This window comes from Yokenella regensburgei (genome assembly GCF_051486985.1).
GTDB lineage: Bacteria > Pseudomonadota > Gammaproteobacteria > Enterobacterales > Enterobacteriaceae > CBFFRJ01.
The window spans coordinates 76,442-98,926 of record NZ_JAHVDV010000008.1 but is presented as its reverse complement, the minus strand read 5'-3'; the positions used below and the strand labels follow the sequence as shown (position 1 = coordinate 98,926).

The window sequence follows — 22,485 nt, the reverse complement described above, 5'->3', positions numbered from 1 at the left end:
CGCCTTTGAAATATATTTTAAAACGTTTAATCGGCTGCCAGCGCCCGCAGCTGGGCCGATGTCAGGACCTCCACACGCTCGGCTGAGGAGGTAAACGAAGCCTTAAGCATGGCAGCGGCCACGTCCCGCGCGTCGATAGATTTCCAGTTCCCCGGCAGCCATTTAAACAGTGGAGCAAATAATGATTCGTTAAAACGTTGCTTCTCACGATCCCCCATCAGCATAGAGGGGCGAACCAGGGTCAAACGCTGCCATTCCTGCGCGCGCAGTGCATTTTCCATTTCCCCTTTCACGCGGTTGTAGAAAAAAGGAGAACGCGCGCTGGCACCCATTGCGCTGACCACCAGCATATGCCGCGCTCCCAGCCGTAATCCCGTGAGCGCGGTATCCACTACCAGGGTATAGTCGGCATGAATAAAGGCCTCTTTACTGCCCGCCTCGCGACGTGTGGTGCCAAGGCAGCAAAAGACGGTATCCACCGGGGTGGTCACCTGCGCCAGCGCATCGCTAAGTTGCGGATCATGAGGATTAAAGACGTCTGACGTTGACTCCAGCGGCCGACGCGTGGGGGCTGCAACAGCCGTGACGCGTGGGTCATTAACCAACATGCGCAGTAAATGTCCGCCCACAAGCCCGGTCGCTCCGGTTAACAGTATTCGACTCATTTCCCCTCCTTTTGCAGAAAAGTCTGCCTTGCAATGCCAGCGCCCTGAACCAGGCTTAATAGTCCTGACAGTCATTATTGTTGAAAATGACGAGCCTGAACTGAATAACGGAGGATACATGAGCAAGAAAATTGCGGTCTTGATCACCGACGAGTTTGAAGATTCAGAATTTACGTCTCCGGCCGAGGAGTTTCGTAAGGCAGGCCACGAGGTCATTACCATTGAGAAAGAGGCCGGTAAAACGGTGAAGGGGAAGAAAGGGGAAGCCAGCGTTACCATTGATAAAGCCATTGATGAGACACGTCCGGCTGATTATGACGCCCTGCTGCTGCCCGGCGGGCATTCGCCTGATTATCTTCGCGGGGACGATCGTTTCGTTACCTTTACGCGCGATTTTATCAACAGCGGAAAACCCGTTTTCGCCATTTGCCACGGACCTCAGCTGCTTATCAGCGCGGACGTGATTCGTGGAAGAAAGCTGACGGCGGTGAAGCCTATCGTTATTGATGTGAAAAACGCAGGGGCTGAATTCTACGATCAGGAAGTGGTCGTGGATAACAACCAGCTGGTGACCAGCCGGACGCCGGACGATCTGCCGGCCTTTAACCGTGAAGCGTTACGCTTACTGGGTGCCTGAATCACGTAACCAGTGAAATTTTTTACCAAAGCCCAGCGTGTTGTCAGTAAATTTGAGCTCGTTAAGTCGAATTTCCCACATCGGTGCTGACATCATGCGGGCTACCGGAAAGCGTCGGTTATACCGCATTCGCGGTTCGGCGCTCTCCTCTTCATCCAGTCGCCGTATCTCTCCGGCAAACTGCAGACCACGAATAAGCGCCACGCTTTTCGGCTGACCATTTACCGTACCTGCCACTCTGGCCTGCGAGCCCGTCATCTGCGCATGCCGCGTATGATCTTCGCTCAGAAGATAAAAAGCGACCTTCTGCGGGTCGTAAATATAAAAGGCGTTAGCGCACCATAGCTCACCACCACTTGCCACACACCAGGTGACGACATGCTGTTTCGCCAGCCAACGATTAATGGTCGCAAGCGTTTCCATTTCTCTTCATCCCCATGCTATTTTTCATTCACATTAACACAATGAATAACGCTATGACGCCCTGGTTTCTTTATCTCATCCGCATGGCGGATAACAGTCTTTACACCGGCATTACTACCGATGTTACGCGCCGTTTTAAGCAGCATCAGGACGGGAAAGGGGCGAAAGCTCTGCGGGGAAAAGGCGATTTATCGCTGGTATTTTCAGCCCCGGTAGGAGAGCGCGCGCTGGCGCTACGCATAGAGTATCGAATCAAGCAGTTGACGAAGCGCCAGAAAGAGCGCCTCGTTGCCGGAGATGGGTCATTTGAGCAGTTGCTGAAAACCCTACAGGCTGCTGCCGTCAGAAGCGATTAAACAACGTGTGGTATTCCACCAGACCAGAAACGTCGTTAAAGGCATCCTCTGCCAGCCGGTGCACCTGGAAGGCGCTTTCCGTTCCCGGCCAGCGGCAGTGCAGATCATAGTGAGCGGCAGGCTCGAACCCCAGACGCCCATAAAAATCAGGATCGCCCAGAGTGACGACTGCGGCATAGCCAAATTCATTAAGTGAATCCAGCCCCTCATAGACCAGTTGGCGAGCGATACCCTGATTACGGTAAGCCTCATCCACTGCCAGTGGCGCCAGGCCGACCCATTGCAGGTCTTCGCCTTTCATTGTCACCGGGCTAAATGCGACATAGCCGATAACCTGCCCTTCGTCATCCGTTGCGACCAGGCCTAACGTAATTAAGCCATCTTCGCGCAGATCATGCACCAGCGTCGCTTCGCCCTCATCCGCAAAAGTGCGGCGTAAGAGTGCGTCGATCCCCGGTGCATCAATCCCAATCTCTACTCGAATCAGCATGGTTCACCTACAGAAGGTTGTGATGTTTCAGGCGGCGTCTTCTGGCCGGCTTCAACAAAATCCGCCAGTTGCAGTAGCATGATGCGTAATGCTTTTGGCATCTGCTCAAGTTCAATGGCATCCATCAAGTTCTTCACATAAAGCCCAAGCTCAGTGTCCCCTTCAATGACCAGACGGCGCTGGAAAAAGAGGGTATCCGGGTCCTGCTTGCGTGCCGCAATCATCAGCAAATCGCTGGCATTCGCGCAGAAACTGACATCGGCAGGGGCAGATTCACGCACGATAAGACGTGAATGCTCCACAGAGGTATACCACGTCAGACCAATATCACGAACCTGAATACTTAACCAGCGGCCTTCCAAAAACTCAAGCTCTCCGTCTTCCAGCGCTTGCTGAAACTGCCAACGGAGCACCTGCTCCAGCACCTGACGTTTGATGGCGAAAGGCGCCAGTTTAACCGGCACGCTCAACAACGACGGGCCATAGTGAACGAGACGTGAGCGCAGTTTTTCCAACACGAGCTTTACTCCCTGAGGTAAATGTTGCTGCTATTTTGCCACATCAACCCGATGGCATGGCGGCGTAAATCAACAATTACGTAAGAAGCGTGCAGCGATTATTGATGCCACCAATACACAATTAACTGCCTCAAATCAAAAATTGTCGCAACCAGGTTAACTAGAATCCCAGTTCATTAACAATTTAGCGACCCCAACGGGTTGTCTGGGCCATCGCGCCCCGGATCGCAGGAAATATTATGGAGTTGCTCTGCCCGGCTGGAAATCTCCCGGCGCTCAAGGCGGCTATTGAAAACGGCGCCGACGCTGTCTATATCGGTCTTAAAGACGATACCAATGCCCGCCACTTCGCTGGCCTCAACTTTACCGATAAAAAACTGCAGGAAGCCGTGAGTTTTGTCCACCAGCACAAACGGAAACTGCACATTGCTATTAATACCTTTGCCCATCCTGACGGCTATCAACGCTGGGAGCGGGCGGTGGATATGGCCGCAGAAATTGGCGCAGATGCGCTGATTCTGGCCGATCTGGCGATGCTGGAATATGCTGCTGAACGCTATCCGCATATCGAACGCCACGTCTCAGTGCAGGCATCGGCAACCAATGAAGAAGCCATACGCTTCTATCATCGTCATTTTGATGTGGCCCGTGTGGTGCTGCCGCGCGTGCTCTCTATTCATCAGGTTAAACAACTCGCCCGCGTTACCCCTGTCCCGCTGGAAGTGTTCGCCTTCGGTAGCCTGTGCATCATGGCGGAGGGACGTTGTTACCTGTCGTCCTATCTGACGGGTGAATCGCCTAACACCGTAGGTGCCTGCTCCCCTGCACGATTCGTGCGCTGGCAACAGACGCCGCAAGGGCTGGAATCACGACTGAACGATGTGCTGATTGACCGCTACCAGGATGGCGAAAATGCCGGATACCCGACGTTGTGCAAAGGCCGCTACAGAGTGGATGGCGAGCGTTATCATGCCCTTGAAGAGCCCACCAGCCTGAATACCCTCGAGCTGCTGCCTGAGCTGCTGGCAGCCAATATAGCCTCAGTCAAAATTGAAGGTCGCCAGCGTAGCCCGGCGTATGTCAGCCAGGTGGCAAAAGTCTGGCGTCAGGCCATTGATCGCTGTATGGCCGATCCGCAGACCTACGCGCCACAGGCGACATGGATGAATACCCTCGGCGCAATGTCGGAAGGTACGCAGACCACCCTGGGTGCGTACCATCGCAAATGGCAGTAGGAAATACGATGAAATATTCACTCGGCCCCGTGCTTTATTACTGGTCAAAAGAGACGCTGGAAGGGTTTTACCAACAGGCTGCTACCAGCAGCGCTGATGTCATTTACCTCGGTGAGGCAGTATGCAGTAAACGCCGGGCCACCAAAGTGGGTGACTGGCTGGATTTGGCAAAATCCCTCGCTAACAGCGGTAAGCAGGTTGTTGTATCAACCCTTGCCCTGGTGCAGGCCTCGTCTGAACTCAACGAACTGAAACGCTACGTCGATAATGGCGAATTCCTGCTGGAAGCAAGCGACCTTGGCGTTGTTAACCTTTGTGCCGAGCGCAAACTGCCGTTTGTGGCAGGCCATGCGCTGAACGTTTATAACGCGGTCACCCTGCGTCTGCTGCTCAGACAGGGAATGACCCGCTGGTGCATGCCGGTTGAACTCTCCCGCGACTGGCTTATTGACCTGCTCAATCAGTGCAGCGAACTGGGTATACGCGAGCAGTTTGAGGTGGAAGTGCTGAGTTACGGGCATCTGCCGCTGGCCTACTCTGCGCGCTGCTTTACCGCCCGCTCGGAAGACCGTTCTAAAGATGAGTGCGAAACCTGTTGCATTAAATATCCCAACGGGCGAAACATGCTGTCGCAGGAAGATCAGCAGGTGTTTGTGCTTAACGGCATACAGACCATGAGCGGCTACGTTTATAACCTGGGCAATGAGCTGAAATCGATGGCGGGTATTGTCGATATGGTGCGTCTTTCTCCGTTGGGCGACGAAACCTTTGCCATGATTGATGCCTTCCGGGCTAATGAGCACGGCACGTCCCCGCTACCGCTGGCCGTGAACAGCGAGTGCAACGGCTACTGGCGACGGCTGCCCGGACTGGAACTCCAGGCGTAAAGATACACAAAATCATTTACGTTGCATCAAGGCGGCGAGTCTGAGGATCCCAGGAGCTTACTCAAGTGACCGGGGTGTAAAGATATAGCTGACGCGAGGGCAACTTGCAGGATGAAGTGTAAAAGCTCACTTTGTTAACAACGGTTATCATTTTTTAATGCACTATTAATTAATTCGCCGTCAACAAAGTGAGCTGACATGACTGATAAAACCATTCCGTTTTCGGTGCTGGACCTGGCACCGATCCCGCAGGGCTTTTCGGCGCGAGATGCCTTTGCACACTCTCTGGATCTCGCCCGCCTTGCCGAAAAGCGGGGCTATCATCGTTACTGGCTGGCGGAGCACCATAACATGGTCGGCATCGCCAGCGCGGCGACCTCTGTTCTGATTGGTTATCTGGCAGCCAATACCACCACCCTGCATTTAGGCTCCGGTGGCGTGATGCTGCCCAACCATTCGCCGCTGGTGATTGCCGAACAGTTCGGTACGCTGAATACCCTTTATCCTGGACGTATCGATCTAGGTCTGGGCCGTGCGCCAGGGAGCGACCAGCCCACCATGCGGGCCCTGCGCCGCCATATGAGCGGTGATGTTGATAACTTCCCGCGTGATGTTGCCGAGCTGGTGGACTGGTTTGATGCCCGCGATCCTCATCCACAGGTGCGTCCGGTTCCTGGCTATGGTGAGCAGATCCCGGTATGGCTCCTGGGCTCAAGTCTTTACAGTGCACAACTGGCGGCCCAACTGGGTCTCCCCTTCGCCTTTGCTTCCCACTTCGCCCCCGATATGCTCCTGCAGGCGCTGCATTTGTATCGTACTCAGTTCAGACCTTCGGCGCGTCTCGACAAACCTTATGCAATGGTCTGCATCAACATTATCGCCGCCGACAGCAATCGCGATGCGGAATTCCTGTTTACCTCTATGCAGCAGGCATTTGTGAAATTACGTCGTGGGGAAACCGGACAGCTACCACCGCCAGTGGAAAATATGCATCAGCTGTGGTCGGCCTCCGAGCAGTATGGCGTTCAGCAGGCCCTGAGTATGTCGCTGGTTGGCGATAAAGCGAAGGTACGTCATGGGCTGGAATCGGTACTGCGTGAAACGCAAGCGGATGAAATCATGGTCAACGGGCAGATTTTTGATAATCAGGCTCGCCTGCATTCGTTCGATTTGACCATGCAGGTAAAAGAGGAACTGCTGGGTTAGTGTATTGCCGGGCGACGATGCGCTTGCCCGGTCTACGGTTTTATCCCTCTCCCCTTGGGAGAGGAATTCCCAGCAATATGACGTTTTGCAGCGATATCACGGCGAAATGAGAATAAAACCGTCACCGCGATGACAGGGTCCGGCTGAAAATCGATGAGGCGTTGACGGCTGACCGGGGCCGCCCGCAGGGAAGCGGGCGGAGGGGATAGCCTGCAGGGATGCAGGCTGGTCCCCGACCCGACAGTCAGACGACATAAACATCATGGACCGCGAAGCGGCGATTTTCCTGGCCGGGAGCCCGGGTCGCCAGGGTGGTGGCGGTGAACCACCCTGGCACGTTCACGGGTTCTGTCGCTACAGACAAGCAAGGAACATAAGGTGAACGGAATGACCACAAGCGCCGCAGGTTTCCCCTTACCCTGGCCCTCTCCCCAAAGGGGCGAGGGGACTTTCCATGCTCGTATTATTTTGTGGGGATTCCTCAGCCCTTCAGGAGAGAGGCAGGGTGAGGGTTGCTCTTTCTACCGGTAAACCGGCAGCACATCAAAGCTCGACAGCACATGCACCACCGCATTGCCGAGACCAAACAGCAGAATCAGGACAATCATCGGCGTGCCGCCCCAGACGCGGAACTGTGGGCTACCAAATCGTTTACGCGACGCTCGTGCGAGCAGCGCTGGCACAATTGCTGCCCAGATGGTCGCCGCCAGCCCCGCATAGCCAATGGCATACAGGAAACCGTTCGGCCATAGCAGTCCACCCACTATCGGCGGTAAAAAGGTCAGCAGCGCGGTCTTGAAGCGCCCCAGGGCGGAGTCATCAAAACCAAAAAGATCCGCCAGGTAATCAAACAAACCCAACGTGACCCCCAGAAAAGAGCTGGCTACCGCAAAATTGGAAAACACCACCAACAGCAGATCAAGGCTGCGGCTGTTCAGTACGCCACTTAACGCCTGTACCAGCACATCAATATTGCCGCCTTTGGCAGCGATACTGATAAAGTCAGGGCGTGAAATATTGCCCATTGTGCCGAGCAGCCACACCGTATAAAGCCCCAGCGCCAGCAGTGTGCCGTAAACCAGACAGCGCGTAATGGTGCGCGGATCTTTACCGTAAAATTTCACCAGGCTCGGCACGTTACCGTGGTAGCCAAACGAGGCCAGGCAAAAGGGCAATGTCATCAGCAAATATGGCGTGTAGGAGGGGTTTGCCTCCGCCACGTTAAATAACGTCGCGGGCTTAACGTGCCCCAGCAGACTGCCAAAGGTCAGAAAGAAGGTGATGATTTTAGCGCCGAGAACAATCGCTGTCATACGACTCACGGCACGAGTGGAAAGCCAGACGATAAACGCCACCAGCAGAGCAAATGCCAGCCCGGCGGCTCGCGGGGCAACGTCTAATGACATTTCCGCGAAGGTATGGTGCAGAATAGAGCCACTCGCCGAGATATAGGCGTAGGTCAGGATATAAAGCACAAAGGCAATGGAAAGGCCATTAACCAGGTTCCAGCCACGGCCCAACAGATCTTTAGTAATGGTGTCGAAGCTCGACCCGACCCGGTAATTGAGGTTGGCCTCCAGAATCATCAGCCCGGAATGCAGCATGCAGAACCAGGTGAAAACGAGCGTCGCAAGAGACCAGAAGAACCATGCGCCTGACATGACCACCGGTAATGAAAACATTCCCGCGCCAATTACCGTCCCGCCAATAATCACCACCCCTGCCAGCAACGATGGTGTTGCCTGTGTGGTTGTCAGTGTTGCCATGAACTTCATCTCCTGTAAGGCTTCAGTGCCGCAGCATTGTACCAGTACAAGAGTACAAAACAGATAAAAGAAACCCCGATGGTTTCATCGGGGTTTGTATTTAAAACTTTACAGTTTGTAAAGCTGAACTACCAGTAATTATGCATCACCAAAGCGACGACGGCTGGTGCCTTCTTCACGGCGTGGCGCACGACGCTCACCGCTAAAGCTACGACCTTCACTGCGACCGCCTTCACGACGCTCGCCACCGAAACTACGGCCACCTTCACGACGTTCGCCGCCAAAGCCACGACCGCCTTCGCGACGCTCACCACCGCCACGACGCTCGCCACCACGGTCAGTACGCGGCTGCGCATCGCCCAGCAGTTGCATATTCATCGGTTTGTTCAGAATACGCGTGCGGGTAAAGTGCTGCAGTACTTCGCCCGGCATGCCTTTCGGCAGTTCGATAGTAGAGTGGGTACCAAACAGTTTGATGTTACCAATGTAACGGCTGCTGATATCGCCTTCGTTAGCGATAGCACCCACGATGTGGCGAACTTCAACACCATCATCACGGCCCACTTCGATACGGTAAAGTTCCATTTCACCTGCGTCACGACGCTCACGACGTGGACGATCTTCACCACCACGCTCAGGACGATCGCCGCGAGGACCACGATCGTTGCGATCGCCACGACGTTCGAAACGCTCGTCACGCTCTTTGAACTCACGACGAGGACGCATCGGCGCATCTGGCGGTACGATCAGAGCACGTTCACCCTGCGCCATTTTCAGCAGAGCAGCAGCCAGGGTTTCGATATCCAGCTCTTCGCCTTCAGCAGACGGCTGAATTTTCGCCAGCAGTGCACGGTACTGATCCAGATCGCTGCTTTCCAGTTGCTGCTGTACTTTAGCGGCAAATTTTTCCAGACGGCGTTTGCCAAGCAGCTCTGCGTTCGGCAGCTCTACTTCCGGAATGGTCAGTTTCATGGTGCGTTCGATGTTACGCAGCAGACGACGCTCACGGTTCTCAACGAACAGCAGCGCACGGCCAGCACGACCGGCACGACCAGTACGACCGATACGGTGAACGTAAGACTCGGAGTCCATCGGGATGTCGTAGTTAACAACCAGGCTGATACGTTCAACGTCCAGACCACGTGCTGCCACGTCGGTTGCAATCAGGATATCCAGACGACCGTCTTTCAGGCGCTCCAGCGTCTGCTCACGCAGTGCCTGGTTCATGTCACCATTCAGCGCTGCGCTGTTGTAGCCGCTACGCTCCAGTGCTTCAGCCACTTCCAGCGTCGCGTTTTTGGTACGAACGAAGATGATCGCCGCATCAAAATCTTCTGCTTCCAGGAAACGTACCAGCGCTTCGTTTTTACGCATGCCGTACACAGTCCAGTAGCTCTGGCTGATGTCCGGGCGGGTGGTAACGCTGGACTGAATGCGCACTTCCTGCGGCTCTTGCATAAAGCGACGGGTAATGCGACGAATGGCTTCCGGCATGGTTGCAGAGAACAGCGCGGTCTGATGTTCAGCCGGGATCTGCGCCATGATAGTTTCAACGTCTTCGATGAAGCCCATACGCAGCATTTCATCGGCTTCGTCCAGAACCAGACCCTTCAGGCCGGACAGGTTCAGGGTGCCACGTTTTAAGTGATCGAGCAGACGACCTGGGGTACCCACAACAACTTGTGGTCCCTGACGCAGGGCGCGCAGCTGCACGTCATAACGCTGGCCACCATAAAGGGCTACCACGTTTACGCCATGCATATGTTTAGAGAAATCAGTCATCGCTTCCGCAACCTGAACAGCCAGTTCACGGGTTGGAGCGAGTACGAGGATCTGCGGCGCGCGCAGTTCCGGATCAATGTTGTTGAGCAGCGGCAGCGAGAACGCTGCGGTTTTTCCGCTACCCGTCTGGGCCATGCCCAGTACATCACGACCAGACAACAGGTGCGGAATACACTCTGCCTGGATCGGAGAAGGTTTTTCGTAACCGAGATCGTTAAGGGCTTCAATAATAGAGGTTTTCAGCCCCAGATCGGAGAAAGTGGTTTCGAATTCAGCCATGTAGTACAAGTGCCTCAATGTCAGTGGCGGCCAGTCTACATAACTCATCGTGAAAATGATCTGCAATTTTCATTGAAAAGTGTGAACCGGCTCAAAGTAGATGTATTGACGAACAACAGCGCCCTCACCAGTTAAGGTGATGGCAATCAAAAGATTACGGGCTGATGTCTATGTCGTCAGCTATTGCTGGTCCGATTCTGCCAGGTCGTCTTGCTCCTGGCCCAAGAGCGATAGTTCCAACAATGCATAACGGTGCTCAACGAAGTTGTGTACGTTGTTAGCAACCGCTAATTTGAACAGTGCCGTAGCGCTGTCCTTATCCCCCAGACTTAGGTAGTACTTACCTAAATAGAAGTTGGTTTCACTGAGATGCTCAGCGAGCGAGGTGTTATCCGTTGCGTCCGCCTTCAGGCGTTCCATTAACGTTGCTTCGTTAATGTTGCCCAGGTAGAACTCGACAATGTTCCATCCCCATTGCTCTTTATCCGATTTTTCGAAGCGCTGAGACAGAGCTTCTTTTGCCTGCTTCTCGTCAAGCTTACGCTCAGCGACATAAAGCCACAGGCTACGGAAAGGATCATTGGGATCGTCTCGATAAAACGCTAGCAGATCATCTTGCGCTAATTTATCGCGACCGCCGTAATACAGGGCGATTCCGCGGTTCAAGTGCGCGTAGTTGTAAGTTGGATCAAGCTCAAGTACAGAATCAAACGCTTCATAGGCAGCATCAAAATTGCCTGCCTGCGTTAAGTAAATACCTAAGTAATTGAATACTTCCGGCATATCGGGTCGGATTGCCAGCGCTTGTGAAAAATCATTTCGCGCAAGTGCCCTCAGACCGAGACTATCATACAACACTCCGCGCTCATATAAAAGCTGCGCGCGTTCATCATCGGATAAAGCCCGACTGGCAAGAATTTGTTCCATGCGTGCCAGAATTACTTCCTGCTGTAAAGTCGGTTGCAATGGCACCGCGAGGACTTCGCTCTTACGCCAGGCAGAGTTGCTGCATCCTGCCAGCGTTAAAGCTGTCGCAACGAAACACCAGCGCAAAAAAGGCTTCATTTCCCACTCCCGAAGACAACAATTGGATGAACGTCCTGTCCCCCGGCTGCAAACACGGCGTCCTGCCCGATAATGCGCCCTCCACCGTAGTGGAGGGCAAAACAACCTTACTCGCCCTGCTCTGCTTGCTGCGCTTCCGGCGCACCTGCAGGCTGAGTTTGTTCGGTAGCTTCTTTAATGCTAAGACGGATACGGCCCTGGCGATCAACTTCCAGAACTTTAACCGGCACTTCCTGACCCATCTGCAGGTAGTCTGTTACTTTCTCTACGCGTTTATCGGCGATCTGAGAAATATGTACCAGACCTTCTTTACCGCCACCGATGGCAACAAATGCGCCAAAGTCAACGATACGGGTCACTTTACCGCTGTAGATACGACCCACTTCGATTTCAGCAGTGATCTCTTCGATACGACGAATCGCGAATTTCGCTTTTTCACCGTCGGTCGCTGCGATCTTCACAGTACCGTCATCTTCGATTTCGATGGTGGTGCCAGTCTCTTCGGTCAGTGCACGGATAACAGAACCGCCTTTGCCGATGACATCTTTGATCTTGTCTGGATTGATCTTGATGGTATGGATACGCGGAGCGAACTGAGAAATGTCGCCACGCGGTGCGTTGATAGCCTGTTCCATCACACCCAGGATGTGCAGACGCGCACCTTTAGCCTGGTTCAGAGCAACCTGCATGATCTCTTTGGTGATGCCTTCGATTTTGATATCCATCTGCAGCGCAGAGATACCTTCGCGGCTACCAGCCACTTTGAAGTCCATATCGCCCAGGTGATCTTCATCGCCCAGGATATCTGACAGAACCACAAAGTTGTCACCTTCTTTCACCAGACCCATTGCGATACCCGCAACGGCGGCTTTGATTGGCACACCTGCGTCCATCAGCGCCAGAGAAGCGCCGCAGACAGAAGCCATCGAAGAAGAGCCGTTGGATTCAGTAATCTCGGACACCACACGAACGGTGTACGGGAATTTGTCTGCATCCGGCATTACCGCCAGTACGCCGCGTTTCGCCAGACGACCGTGACCAATTTCACGACGTTTCGGCGAACCGACCATACCGGTCTCCCCTACGGAATACGGAGGGAAGTTGTAGTGGAACAGGAAGGAGTCAGTGCGCTCGCCCATCAGTTCATCGATGTTCTGTGCATCACGCGCAGTACCCAGGGTTGCGGTAACCAGCGCCTGAGTTTCACCACGGGTGAACAGAGAGGAGCCGTGAGTACGCGGCAGTACGCCAGTGCGTACATCCAGACCACGAATCATATCTTTTTCGCGACCATCGATACGCGGCTCACCAGCCAGTACGCGGCTACGAACAACGTTCTTCTCGATAGCATGCAGGATGTCGCCCAGTTCGTTCGCGTCCAGGGTTTCATCTTCTGCCAGCAGAGCAGCAACGGTTTCAGATTTGATGACGTCAACCAGAGCATAACGCTCTTGTTTGTCGGTTACGCGGTAAGCATCGCTCAGGCGAGATTCAGCCAGGGCTGCAACGCGTGCATTCAGCGCGTCGTTTGCCGCTTCCGGCTGCCAGTCCCAACGTGGTTTACCGGCTTCTTTCACCAGGTCGTTGATGTTCTGGATTACAACCTGTTGTTGATCATGGCCGAATACCACTGCGCCCAGCATCTGGTCTTCGCTCAGCAGTTCAGCTTCGGATTCCACCATCAGCACAGCGCCTTCAGTTCCAGCAACCACCAGGTCCAGCTTACTGGTTTTCAGCTCTTCCTGGGTTGGGTTCAGCACGTACTGGTCGTTGATATAACCAACGCGCGCGGCACCGATTGGACCATTGAACGGAATACCTGACAGAGACAGTGCAGCAGAGGCACCAATCATCGCAACGATATCCGGGTTAACCTGCGGGTTTACAGAAACCACGGTGGCGATAACCTGGACTTCGTTAACAAAGCCTTCCGGGAACAGCGGGCGAACCGGGCGGTCAATCAGACGCGCGATCAGCGTTTCACCTTCGCTTGGACGACCTTCACGACGGAAGAATCCACCAGGGATTTTACCCGCAGCGTAGGTACGCTCTTGATAGTTTACGGTCAGCGGGAAAAAGTCCTGACCTGGTTTTGCTTTTTTCTGGCCAACAACGGTTACGAATACCGCAGTGTCATCCATGCTAACCATAACGGCTGCAGTGGCCTGACGCGCCATCATGCCGGTTTCCAGCGTGACGGTATGTTGCCCGTACTGGAACTTACGAACGATCGGATTAAGCAAAGTATTGTCCTTTCTTAATGGATGGCAGCACATCTTTAGAGTGCTGTCGTTAAAACCCGATCCTCTTTGCATCCTCGCGACTAATGACAACCCTAACCCGTGTTCTCCGGGTGAAGCCTCTCATTAGCCGCGCGAACCTCTGCAACGAAGATCATTCTTAGCAACAATACATTATTGTACCGTTAATTGCTGCCGTCTGGTTGAAAAAAGGGGCCTTACGGCCCCTTTCTCTGAAACTCGCCAGACTTAGCGACGCAGACCCAGACGCTCGATAAGCGCAGTGTAGCGTGCAACATCTTTACGTTTCAGGTAGTCGAGCAGTTTACGACGCTGAGAAACCATGCGCAGCAGACCACGACGGCTGTGGTGATCTTTTTTGTGCTCTGCAAAGTGACCTTGCAGGTGGTTGATCTGAGCAGTCAGCAGGGCAACCTGAACTTCGGTAGAACCGCTGTCATTTTCGCCACGACCAAACTCGGAAACGATTTTTGCTTTAGCTTCAACGCTTAGAGACATTTTGAACTCCAGTGATAAAAAAATGAAAGGGTGCCGATCTCTAATTCAGCAACCCCAGTGTAATGCCAACACATTGTTAAACAATTGCCACGGCATTAAGCGGCAATATTCTACTCGTAGTGTCTGTTTATCGCAAGGTGGGGCTCAGGCTGGAGGATACTCAACCACCAGTCGACGTGGCGAGAGACGGCCGTCATTGGTCATTTCACCCATGCCGATAAACTGCGCGTCATCGCCTTCCGACACCCTTACCAGACCATCCAGCGACGTAATATCCGTACGAACTGTCTGACCCAACTTAAAGTAGGCCGCTACCGTAGACGAAATATTAACCATCGGGTAATCCGCCGCCGGACTGTCCATCGGCATCAGCAGTGGATCCAGAAGTTCTGCTGACGGAACAGCTTGCGATTCCGCTTTTTCAACCCGCTCCAGCAGCTGCTCCAGCGTCACCATTCGCTCAGCCGGGTATTTGCTGACGGCAAGACGGCGCAGGAAAATCACGTGTGCACCACATCCCAGTTTTTCACCCAGATCATCAATGATGGTGCGGATGTAGGTGCCCTTTGAACAGTGAATTTCCAGTTCAAGTTCATCGCCTTCATGACGAATAAACAACAGCTCATACACGGTGATGGCGCGGGCTTCACGGGGCACTTCAATGCCCTGGCGCGCATATTCGTACAGCTTTTTTCCCTGATATTTCAGGGCGGAATACATAGAAGGAACCTGCGCGGTTTCGCCCCGGAAGCTCTCCAGCGCAGCAGCCAGTTGCTCAGCACTGAACGTCACCGGTCGCTCTTCAACAATCTGACCATCTGCGTCAGAGGTGTCTGTGCGTTGCCCCAGCCGGGCAATCACGCGATAACGTTTATCTGAATCAAGCAGATACTGGGAAAACTTGGTCGCTTCACCCAAACAGATAGGAAGCATACCTGTTGCCAGCGGATCCAGCGCGCCCGTGTGCCCGGCGCGGTTGGCATTAAACAGACGCTTCACTTTTTGCAGCACGTCATTGCTGGATGCCCCCTGCGGCTTATCCAGCAATAACACGCCATGTATATCGCGACCACGACGACGAGGACGACTCATTAGTCCTCCTTGCTATCGCCGCTTTCATCCGGATTCACACGACGTTCATCATCGTGTTTTACAACGCTGGTCACCAGGTTGGACATGCGCATCCCTTCGACAAGCGAGTTGTCGTAGAAGAAGGTCAGTTCCGGCACGATACGTAGACGCATCGCTTTTCCAAGCAATGTGCGGATAAAACCTGATGCATCCTGCAGTGCACGTATACCGGCCTTTACAGACGCTTCATCCTGATCGTTAAGGAAGGTGACAAACACTTTTGCATAAGCCAGATCGCGGGACACTTCGACGCCGGAAACCGTGGTCATCATGCCCAGACGCGGGTCCTTGATTTCGCGCTGCAGGATAATTGCAATTTCTTTTTGCAGCTCCTGTGATACACGCTGCGGGCGACCAAATTCTTTCGCCATAATAAATTCTCCAGAATAAAGACAAAAAAGGGGCCAAAAGCCCCTTTTTAAATTTCTTGCCGGGTGGCGCTCCGCTTACCCGGCCGACATATTTCCACTTCAGGTTTTAAGCGAAGCTCAAAAGAAGCGGTGGATTAATCGATGCTGCGCTGGATTTCGATGATCTCGAACACTTCGATCATATCGCCAACGCGAACGTCGTTATAGTTCTTCACGCCGATACCACATTCCATGCCGTTACGGACTTCGTTAACGTCATCTTTGAAGCGGCGCAGGGATTCCAGCTCGCCTTCATAGATAACCACGTTGTCACGCAGAACGCGGATTGGGTTGTGACGCTTGATGGTACCTTCGGTAACCATACAGCCTGCGATAGCGCCAAATTTCGGTGATTTGAAGACGTCACGAACTTCAGCAAGGCCGATGATCTGCTGTTTCAGTTCCGGAGAGAGCTTACCGCTCATCGCCGCTTTCACTTCGTCAATCAGATGGTAGATGACGGAGTAGTAACGCAGATCCAGACTTTCAGCGTCAATCACGCGCCGGGCAGAAGCATCCGCACGAACGTTAAAGCCGACCAGAATAGCATTAGATGCAGCAGCCAGGGTGGCGTCGGTTTCAGTGATACCACCTACGCCGGAACCAATGATCTTCACTTTAACTTCATCGGTAGACAGTTTCAGCAGAGAGTCACTGATAGCCTCAACAGAACCCTGAACGTCCGCTTTCAGTACGACGTTCACTTCGTGAACTTCGCCTTCGGTCATGTTAGCGAACATGTTCTCAAGTTTAGATTTCTGCTGACGCGCAAGCTTAACTTCGCGGAATTTACCCTGACGGTACAGTGCAACTTCACGCGCTTTTTTCTCGTCACGAACAACCGTTGCTTCATCACCCGCAGCAGGAACACCGGACAGACCAAGGATCTCTACAGGGATAGATGGACCAGCTTCGGTAACTTCACGACCCAGTTCGTCACGCATTGCACGAACACGACCGTATTCGAAGCCACACAGAACGATATCGCCTTTATGCAACGTACCTTCGCGTACCAGAACGGTTGCAACCGGACCACGACCTTTATCCAGGAAGGATTCGATGACCGCGCCGCTCGCCATACCATTACGAATGGCTTTCAGCTCAAGAACTTCAGCCTGCAGCAGGATAGCATCCAGCAGTTCATCAATGCCGGTACCCGCTTTGGCAGATACATGGACGAACTGGCTTTCGCCGCCCCATGCTTCCGGCATGATGCCGTACTGGGAGAGTTCCTGCTTCACGCGGTCCGGATCGGCTTCTGGCTTGTCGATTTTGTTGACCGCAACAACGACCGGCACCTGCGCCGCTTTCGCGTGCTGGATTGCTTCGATAGTCTGCGGCATCACGCCATCGTCTGCTGCAACGACCAGAACAACGATATCCGTCGCCTGTGCACCACGAGCACGCATAGAGGTAAATGCGGCGTGGCCCGGGGTATCCAGGAAGGTGATCATACCGTTGTCAGTTTCAACGTGGTACGCACCGATGTGCTGAGTAATGCCGCCCGCTTCACCGGAAGCCACTTTCGTTGAACGAATGTAGTCCAGCAGAGAGGTTTTACCGTGGTCAACGTGACCCATGATGGTCACAACCGGTGCACGCGGCTCTGCCGCCACACCCGTATCACGGTCGCTCATTACCGCTTCTTCCAGCTCGTTCTCACGACGCAGGGTGACTTTATGGCCCATCTCTTCAGCAACCAGCTGTGCGGTTTCCTGATCGATAACCTGGTTAATGGTCGCCATGGCGCCCAGTTTCATCATCGCTTTGATGACCTGAGAACCTTTAACGGCCATTTTGTTAGCCAGTTCGCCAACGGTGATGGTCTCGCCAATCACAACATCACGGTTAACAGCCTGCGCTGGCTTCTGGAAGCCCTGCTGCAGAGAAGAACCTTTACGCTTGCCGCCTTTACCGCCACGAACGGCAGCGCGGGCCTCTTCACGATCGGCTTTCGACTCAGCATGTTTATTGCCTTTCTTCGCCGGGCGCGCTGCTTTTGCATTACGGCCACGACCACGACCGCCTTCAACTTCACGATCGTTTTCATCTTCCGCCTGGCGAGCGTGCTGAGAAGTAGTGACATGATAATCGCTCTTATCTTCTTCCACTTTCTCTTGCTCAGCCCAGACGCCAGCATTTTCTTCAGCCATACGGCGCGCATCGTCAGCAACACGGCGAGCTTCTTCTTCAAGCTTACGACGTGCTTCTTCTTCAGCTTTACGTTTCAGCTCAGCAGCTTCCGCTTCGCGGCGGGCTTTTTCAGCATGGGCGGTTTTGGTCATATCGTCGGTTTGTTGATTGCTCACTTTATCTTTTTCCGCAGCTTCACGTTTCGCCTTCTCGGCGGATTCACGTTTCGCTTGTTCTGCGGCCTCACGTTCAGCTTTTTGTTGCGCCTCGCGTTTAGCAGCTTCTTCTGCTTCACGACGGGCCTGCTCTTCCGCTTCACGCTGCGCCTGCTCTTCCGCGGCAAGGCGTTCTGCCTCTTGCGGATCGCGTTTTACAAAGGTGCGTGTTTTGCGGACTTCGATTTGTACCGATTTACTCTTTCCACCGGTACCTGGAATATTGAGAGTACTGCGCGTTTTACGCTGCAATGTCAATTTGTCCGGCGCAGAACCGTTTTCACGGTTCAGGTGCGCCAGTAAAGTCTGTTTCTCTTGTGCGGATACAGAGTCATTCGCAGACTTCGGGATACCTGCATCAGCAAATTGCTGTACCAGGCGATCCACGGAGGTCTGTATCTCTGCAGCCAGCGATTTTACGGTTACATCTGTCATGCTGTTCCTTCCTGCTACAGTTTATTACGCTTCGTCACCGAACCAGCAAATATTACGGGCTGCCATGATCAGCTCACCGGCTTTTTCGTCGTTCAACCCTTCGATATCAGCCAGATCATCAATGCCCTGTTCGGCGAGATCTTCCAGCGTACAAACACCACGGGCAGCCAGTCTGAAGGCCATTTCGCGATCTAATCCTTCCAGATTCAACAGATCGTCAGCTGGTTTGTTATCACCAAGGCTTTCTTCCTGGGCCAGTGCCAGAGTGGTCAGTGCGTTTTTAGCACGCTCGCGCAGCGCTTCAACGGTAGCCTCATCAAGGCCGTCGATTTCCAACAGTTCTTTCATTGGCACATAGGCCAACTCTTCGAGCGTGGCAAAGCCTTCTTCAACCAGTACAGTCGCGAAATCTTCATCGATATCGAGATATTTGGTGAAGGTATCAATGGCTGCGTGTGCTTCAGCCTGATGCTTAGCCTGCAGGTCATCAACGGTCATGACGTTGAGTTCCCAACCACTCAATTGCGAAGCCAGACGGACGTTCTGACCGTTACGTCCAATTGCCTGTGCCAGGTTACCGGCTTCAACGGCGATATCCATGGTGTGCTTGTCTTCATCAACGACAATCGAAGCAACATCCGCTGGCGCCATCGCATTAATCACGAACTGTGCCGGGTTGTCGTCCCACAGGACGATATCAATACGCTCACCACCCAGTTCCGTAGAAACCGCCTGTACACGCGCACCGCGCATGCCTACGCAAGCACCTACCGGATCGATTCGTTTATCATTGGTTTTGACTGCGATTTTTGCGCGAGAGCCCGGATCGCGGGCGGCTGCTTTAATCTCAATCACTTCTTCACCAATTTCCGGTACTTCAATGCGGAACAGTTCGATCAGCATTTCCGGTTTTGAACGAGTGACGAACAACTGCGCACCACGCGCTTCCGGGCGCACGGCATATAGCACACCACGAATGCGGTCGCCCGGACGGAAGTTCTCACGCGGGAGCATATCTTCACGCAGGATGACGGCTTCAGCATTGTTGCCCAGATCGAGCGTAATGTTGTCGCGGTTAACTTTCTTCACCACACCGGTGATGATTTCGCTTTCATGCTCGCGGAACTGGTCAACAACCATTGCACGCTCAGCTTCGCGAACCTTCTGTACGATAACCTGTTTTGCCGTCTGGGTTGTAATACGGTCAAAGGTTACCGATTCAATCTGATCTTCAACATAATCACCAACGTTGAAGCTTTCGTCTTCATAGCGGGCGGCTTCAAGGGTGATCTCTTTAGTAGGCTGGGTTACTTCTTCGACAATAACCCAACGACGGAACGTGTCGAAATCGCCGCTTTTACGGTCAATGCTGACGCGCACGTCGATTTCTTGCTCATATTTTTTCTTGGTTGCTGTAGCCAGAGCACTTTCCAGCGCTTCGAAAATTTTCTCACGCGGCAGCGCTTTTTCGTTAGAAACAGCTTCAACAACAGCCAAAATTTCTTTGTTCATCGGGGGCCTTTCACCTCAATCCAGACTGTTAAAAGTGGGGGACCAGGTTCGCTTTCTGAATGTTGCTCAATGCGAACACTTCATCTTTACCTTCGACCGTAACGGTGATCATCTCGCCATCGACACTTTTGATAATGCCCTGCCACTTACGACGGTTTTGTACCGCCATACGCAGGACCAGTGTCACTTCGTTGCCCGTAAAACGCTCGTAGTGTTCCGCCGTAAATAAAGGACGCTCAAGACCTGGTGAGGACACTTCCAGGTTGTAAGCTACCGTGATGGGATCTTCAACATCCATCACTGCACTGACCTGGTGGCTTACATCAGCACAATCTTCAACAGTGATGCCATTTTCACTATCAATATAGATGCGCAACGTAGATGTGCGACTACGCACAAATTCAATGCCAACCAGTTCATAGCCCAGTGCTTCGACTGGTGCAGTGATCATCTCTGTTAATTTTTGCTCTAATGTGGACAAGCCCACCCCCAAGACATAAAAAAAGGGCATATAGCCCAGTTATTTCGTAGTCAGATAACAAAAAACCCCGATAAATCGGGGCTTTAAATAACTGAACCCTAAAGTCGCAACTGCGACCTGGAGAACCTTCCGGGAGTATTTTTTTCAAATCCAGCGACGAAGGCATAAAGTCTTCATAGTATATTTGAAAAAGAACACTTCGGGAAAGTGGTTGCGGGGGCCGGATTTGAACCGACGACCTTCGGGTTATGAGCCCGACGAGCTACCAGGCTGCTCCACCCCGCGCCTGAAACGTGGCAAATTCTACTCGGTTAGCAGAAGATTTGCAAATAATGCTGGGATTTGGTACCGAAGACGGGACGTAAAATCAGCGTCTATTATATTGATAAACCTCAGTCACTGTCAACCACATGCAGTTTGCCCGTTATGCGCATGGTTTAAGAATCACCTGACCAGGCGCCTTGCTCATTATGCAACGGTAATCCATGCTAATTTAGCACTGAAAATAGTACTCTTCTCTTCCTGTCGCCGTTAAAAGATGTTTAAATGAAAACTCATTTATTTTGCATAACCATTCACTAATATTCTTATCGTGGCTGGTTTAAAAACATCATGGCGTGGCTGTTAAGTCTCTCTCCATAGGTTTATCAAGCAGGGATTTATTTTATGACGACAATTCTCAAGCATCTGCCGGTAGGTCAACGTATCGGTATCGCTTTTTCAGGTGGACTGGATACCAGCGCAGCGCTGCTGTGGATGCGCAAAAAAGGTGCCGTTCCTTACGCCTATACCGCGAATCTGGGTCAGCCGGACGAAGACGACTATGACGCCATTCCTCGTCGTGCGAAAGAATATGGCGCGGAGAATGCCCGCCTGATCGACTGCCGTAAGCAGCTTGTAGCTGAAGGGATTGCTGCCATCCAGTGTGGTGCATTCCATAACACAACAGGTGGCCTGACCTATTTTAACACCACGCCATTAGGACGTGCGGTCACCGGAACGATGCTGGTTGCGGCCATGAAAGAGGATGGCGTTAACATTTGGGGCGACGGTAGCACCTATAAAGGCAATGATATCGAGCGTTTCTACCGCTATGGCTTACTGACCAACGCTGAACTGAAAATTTATAAACCCTGGCTCGACACCGATTTCATTGATGAACTCGGCGGCCGTCAGGAAATGTCCGAATTTATGATTGAATGTGGTTTCGACTACAAGATGTCTGTTGAAAAAGCATACTCCACCGACTCAAACATGCTCGGCGCGACCCATGAAGCCAAGGATTTAGAGTTTCTGAATTCCAGCGTTAAAATCGTTAATCCGATCATGGGCGTTAAATTCTGGGATGAGAACGTGAAGATCCCGGCAGAAGAAGTCACCATCCGTTTCGAGAAGGGCCATCCGGTGGCGCTGAATGGCCAAACCTTCAGCGACGATGTTGAACTGATGATGGAAGCTAACCGTATTGGTGGCCGTCATGGTCTTGGCATGAGCGATCAGATTGAAAACCGTATTATCGAAGCGAAAAGCCGCGGTATTTACGAAGCCCCGGGGATGGCGCTGCTGCACATTGCTTATGAACGTCTGCTGACCGGCATTCATAACGAAGATACGATTGAGCAGTATCACGCGCACGGTCGTCAGTTAGGCCGTCTCCTGTATCAGGGTCGCTGGTTTGACTCTCAGGCACTGATGCTGCGTGATGCGCTTCAGCGTTGGGTAGCAAGCGCAATTACTGGTGAAGTCACACTGGAACTGCGTCGTGGCAATGATTATTCCATCCTGAATACGGTCTCAGATAACCTGACCTACAAAGCAGAACGTCTGACGATGGAAAAAGGTGAGTCCGTCTTCTCGCCAGACGACCGTATTGGTCAGTTGACCATGCGTAACCTGGACATTACCGATACCCGTGAGAAGCTGTTTGGTTACGCTCAGTCGGGCCTGCTTTCCGCTTCTTCAGCAACAGGGCTACCGCAGGTAGAGAACCTGGAAAATAAAGCAAAGTAAGCTTTAAACAAAAACTGGAAAGCCGCGAAAGCGGCTTTTTTTTGGCCTGTAAGTGAGCGGCATTAACAATGCGTTGAACAGGTGCGGTTT

At 52.9% G+C, this 22,485-nt stretch carries 21 protein-coding genes and 1 tRNA gene; 6 read left to right on the top strand and 16 right to left on the bottom strand.

What is annotated here, in order from left to right:
- Positions 1-26: 26 nt before the first annotated feature.
- Entirely contained in the window at positions 27-665 is a 639-nt protein-coding gene (locus KXR87_RS08105) for an NAD(P)H-binding protein (protein ID WP_437431751.1), read from the bottom strand.
- Between the two features lie 118 nt (positions 666-783).
- On the opposite strand from KXR87_RS08105, the gene KXR87_RS08100 reads away from it, so the two are divergent.
- Complete coding sequence (locus KXR87_RS08100) at positions 784-1,302, top strand: type 1 glutamine amidotransferase domain-containing protein (RefSeq protein ID WP_437431750.1); 519 nt, start codon at positions 784-786, stop codon at positions 1,300-1,302.
- On the opposite strand, the gene KXR87_RS08095 is transcribed toward KXR87_RS08100, so the two are convergent.
- Positions 1,288-1,725: a YhbP family protein gene (locus KXR87_RS08095; RefSeq protein ID WP_437431749.1), complete on the bottom strand. Its 438-nt coding sequence runs from the start codon at positions 1,723-1,725 to the stop codon at positions 1,288-1,290. The two genes, KXR87_RS08100 and KXR87_RS08095, sit on opposite strands and share 15 nt — an antisense overlap.
- Positions 1,726-1,778: 53 nt before the next feature.
- Here KXR87_RS08095 and KXR87_RS08090 point away from each other — a divergent pair, with 53 nt between their 5' ends.
- On the top strand, positions 1,779-2,081 hold the full coding sequence (locus KXR87_RS08090; protein ID WP_437431748.1) for a GIY-YIG nuclease family protein: 303 nt from the start codon (positions 1,779-1,781) through the stop codon (positions 2,079-2,081).
- On the opposite strand, the gene KXR87_RS08085 is transcribed toward KXR87_RS08090, so the two are convergent.
- Together KXR87_RS08085 and ubiT are read right to left on the bottom strand one after the other, a co-directional pair.
- Entirely contained in the window at positions 2,068-2,571 is a 504-nt protein-coding gene (locus KXR87_RS08085; RefSeq protein ID WP_437431747.1) for a GNAT family N-acetyltransferase, read from the bottom strand. The genes KXR87_RS08090 and KXR87_RS08085 overlap by 14 nt on opposite strands.
- Positions 2,565-3,089, bottom strand: coding sequence for a ubiquinone anaerobic biosynthesis accessory factor UbiT (ubiT, locus tag KXR87_RS08080; protein ID WP_437431746.1), 525 nt, complete (start codon positions 3,087-3,089; stop codon positions 2,565-2,567). The genes KXR87_RS08085 and ubiT overlap by 7 nt, the downstream gene beginning before the upstream one ends.
- Before the next feature lie 239 nt (positions 3,090-3,328).
- Between ubiT and ubiU the strand changes: the two genes are divergently transcribed.
- From ubiU to KXR87_RS08065, 3 genes are all read left to right on the top strand, one after another.
- Positions 3,329-4,324: a ubiquinone anaerobic biosynthesis protein UbiU gene (ubiU, locus tag KXR87_RS08075; RefSeq protein ID WP_437431745.1), complete on the top strand. Its 996-nt coding sequence runs from the start codon at positions 3,329-3,331 to the stop codon at positions 4,322-4,324.
- 8 nt (positions 4,325-4,332) lie between these two features.
- Positions 4,333-5,211, top strand: coding sequence for a U32 family peptidase (locus tag KXR87_RS08070; protein ID WP_437431744.1), 879 nt, complete (start codon positions 4,333-4,335; stop codon positions 5,209-5,211).
- A 198-nt stretch (positions 5,212-5,409) separates the two neighbouring features.
- Entirely contained in the window at positions 5,410-6,417 is a 1,008-nt protein-coding gene (locus KXR87_RS08065; RefSeq protein ID WP_437431743.1) for a luciferase-like monooxygenase, read from the top strand.
- Between the two features lie 521 nt (positions 6,418-6,938).
- Here KXR87_RS08065 and mtr read toward each other — a convergent pair.
- The 12 genes from mtr to KXR87_RS08005 form a co-directional block, all read right to left on the bottom strand.
- Positions 6,939-8,183, bottom strand: coding sequence for a tryptophan permease (gene mtr / locus KXR87_RS08060; RefSeq protein WP_437431742.1), 1,245 nt, complete (start codon positions 8,181-8,183; stop codon positions 6,939-6,941).
- Between the two features lie 138 nt (positions 8,184-8,321).
- Positions 8,322-10,244 (bottom strand): DEAD/DEAH family ATP-dependent RNA helicase, encoded by a 1,923-nt coding sequence (locus KXR87_RS08055; RefSeq protein ID WP_437431741.1) that lies wholly within the window; start codon positions 10,242-10,244, stop codon positions 8,322-8,324.
- A complete protein-coding gene (gene yrbN / locus KXR87_RS08050) occupies positions 10,237-10,317 on the bottom strand; it encodes a protein YrbN (RefSeq protein WP_437431800.1) in 81 nt (26 codons plus the stop codon). The genes KXR87_RS08055 and yrbN overlap by 8 nt, the downstream gene beginning before the upstream one ends.
- A gap of 107 nt (positions 10,318-10,424) precedes the next feature.
- On the bottom strand, positions 10,425-11,309 hold the full coding sequence (gene nlpI / locus KXR87_RS08045; protein ID WP_437431740.1) for a lipoprotein NlpI: 885 nt from the start codon (positions 11,307-11,309) through the stop codon (positions 10,425-10,427).
- Positions 11,310-11,416: 107 nt separating this feature from the next.
- Entirely contained in the window at positions 11,417-13,552 is a 2,136-nt protein-coding gene (gene pnp, locus KXR87_RS08040) for a polyribonucleotide nucleotidyltransferase (RefSeq protein WP_437431739.1), read from the bottom strand.
- Positions 13,553-13,798: 246 nt separating this feature from the next.
- Complete coding sequence (gene rpsO / locus KXR87_RS08035) at positions 13,799-14,068, bottom strand: 30S ribosomal protein S15 (protein WP_004385056.1); 270 nt, start codon at positions 14,066-14,068, stop codon at positions 13,799-13,801.
- A gap of 144 nt (positions 14,069-14,212) precedes the next feature.
- The gene (gene truB, locus KXR87_RS08030; RefSeq protein WP_437431738.1) at positions 14,213-15,160 is read right to left on the bottom strand and encodes a tRNA pseudouridine(55) synthase TruB; all 948 of its coding nucleotides are present in this window, start codon (positions 15,158-15,160) and stop codon (positions 14,213-14,215) included.
- Positions 15,160-15,570, bottom strand: a complete 411-nt coding sequence (rbfA, locus tag KXR87_RS08025) for a 30S ribosome-binding factor RbfA (RefSeq protein WP_437431737.1) — start codon at positions 15,568-15,570, stop codon at positions 15,160-15,162. The genes truB and rbfA overlap by 1 nt, the downstream gene beginning before the upstream one ends.
- Positions 15,571-15,704: 134 nt before the next feature.
- On the bottom strand, positions 15,705-18,392 hold the full coding sequence (gene infB, locus KXR87_RS08020) for a translation initiation factor IF-2 (protein ID WP_437431736.1): 2,688 nt from the start codon (positions 18,390-18,392) through the stop codon (positions 15,705-15,707).
- A gap of 24 nt (positions 18,393-18,416) precedes the next feature.
- The gene (gene nusA / locus KXR87_RS08015) at positions 18,417-19,904 is read right to left on the bottom strand and encodes a transcription termination factor NusA (protein WP_437431735.1); all 1,488 of its coding nucleotides are present in this window, start codon (positions 19,902-19,904) and stop codon (positions 18,417-18,419) included.
- 28 nt (positions 19,905-19,932) lie between these two features.
- On the bottom strand, positions 19,933-20,385 hold the full coding sequence (gene rimP / locus KXR87_RS08010) for a ribosome maturation factor RimP (protein WP_437431734.1): 453 nt from the start codon (positions 20,383-20,385) through the stop codon (positions 19,933-19,935).
- A gap of 208 nt (positions 20,386-20,593) precedes the next feature.
- Positions 20,594-20,670 (bottom strand) — tRNA-Met (locus tag KXR87_RS08005).
- Between the two features lie 381 nt (positions 20,671-21,051).
- On the opposite strand from KXR87_RS08005, the gene argG reads away from it, so the two are divergent.
- Positions 21,052-22,395: an argininosuccinate synthase gene (gene argG / locus KXR87_RS08000; RefSeq protein WP_437431733.1), complete on the top strand. Its 1,344-nt coding sequence runs from the start codon at positions 21,052-21,054 to the stop codon at positions 22,393-22,395.
- Positions 22,396-22,485 lie beyond the last annotated feature (90 nt).

What these genes read in the sequence shown, in the direction of transcription:
- KXR87_RS08105 (WP_437431751.1), bottom strand. Translation starts at nt 665, where the DNA reads ATGAGTCGAATACTGTTAACCGGAGCGACCGGGCTTGTGGGCGGACAT.
- KXR87_RS08100 (WP_437431750.1), top strand. Translation starts at nt 784, where the DNA reads ATGAGCAAGAAAATTGCGGTCTTGATCACCGACGAGTTTGAAGATTCA.
- KXR87_RS08095 (WP_437431749.1), bottom strand. Translation starts at nt 1,725, where the DNA reads ATGGAAACGCTTGCGACCATTAATCGTTGGCTGGCGAAACAGCATGTC.
- KXR87_RS08090 (WP_437431748.1), top strand. Translation starts at nt 1,779, where the DNA reads ATGACGCCCTGGTTTCTTTATCTCATCCGCATGGCGGATAACAGTCTT.
- KXR87_RS08085 (WP_437431747.1), bottom strand. Translation starts at nt 2,571, where the DNA reads ATGCTGATTCGAGTAGAGATTGGGATTGATGCACCGGGGATCGACGCA.
- ubiU (WP_437431745.1), top strand. Translation starts at nt 3,329, where the DNA reads ATGGAGTTGCTCTGCCCGGCTGGAAATCTCCCGGCGCTCAAGGCGGCT.
- KXR87_RS08070 (WP_437431744.1), top strand. Translation starts at nt 4,333, where the DNA reads ATGAAATATTCACTCGGCCCCGTGCTTTATTACTGGTCAAAAGAGACG.
- KXR87_RS08065 (WP_437431743.1), top strand. Translation starts at nt 5,410, where the DNA reads ATGACTGATAAAACCATTCCGTTTTCGGTGCTGGACCTGGCACCGATC.
- mtr (WP_437431742.1), bottom strand. Translation starts at nt 8,183, where the DNA reads ATGGCAACACTGACAACCACACAGGCAACACCATCGTTGCTGGCAGGG.
- KXR87_RS08055 (WP_437431741.1), bottom strand. Translation starts at nt 10,244, where the DNA reads ATGGCTGAATTCGAAACCACTTTCTCCGATCTGGGGCTGAAAACCTCT.
- yrbN (WP_437431800.1), bottom strand. Translation starts at nt 10,317, where the DNA reads ATGAAAATTGCAGATCATTTTCACGATGAGTTATGTAGACTGGCCGCC.
- nlpI (WP_437431740.1), bottom strand. Translation starts at nt 11,309, where the DNA reads ATGAAGCCTTTTTTGCGCTGGTGTTTCGTTGCGACAGCTTTAACGCTG.
- rpsO (WP_004385056.1), bottom strand. Translation starts at nt 14,068, where the DNA reads ATGTCTCTAAGCGTTGAAGCTAAAGCAAAAATCGTTTCCGAGTTTGGT.
- truB (WP_437431738.1), bottom strand. Translation starts at nt 15,160, where the DNA reads ATGAGTCGTCCTCGTCGTCGTGGTCGCGATATACATGGCGTGTTATTG.
- rbfA (WP_437431737.1), bottom strand. Translation starts at nt 15,570, where the DNA reads ATGGCGAAAGAATTTGGTCGCCCGCAGCGTGTATCACAGGAGCTGCAA.
- infB (WP_437431736.1), bottom strand. Translation starts at nt 18,392, where the DNA reads ATGACAGATGTAACCGTAAAATCGCTGGCTGCAGAGATACAGACCTCC.
- nusA (WP_437431735.1), bottom strand. Translation starts at nt 19,904, where the DNA reads ATGAACAAAGAAATTTTGGCTGTTGTTGAAGCTGTTTCTAACGAAAAA.
- argG (WP_437431733.1), top strand. Translation starts at nt 21,052, where the DNA reads ATGACGACAATTCTCAAGCATCTGCCGGTAGGTCAACGTATCGGTATC.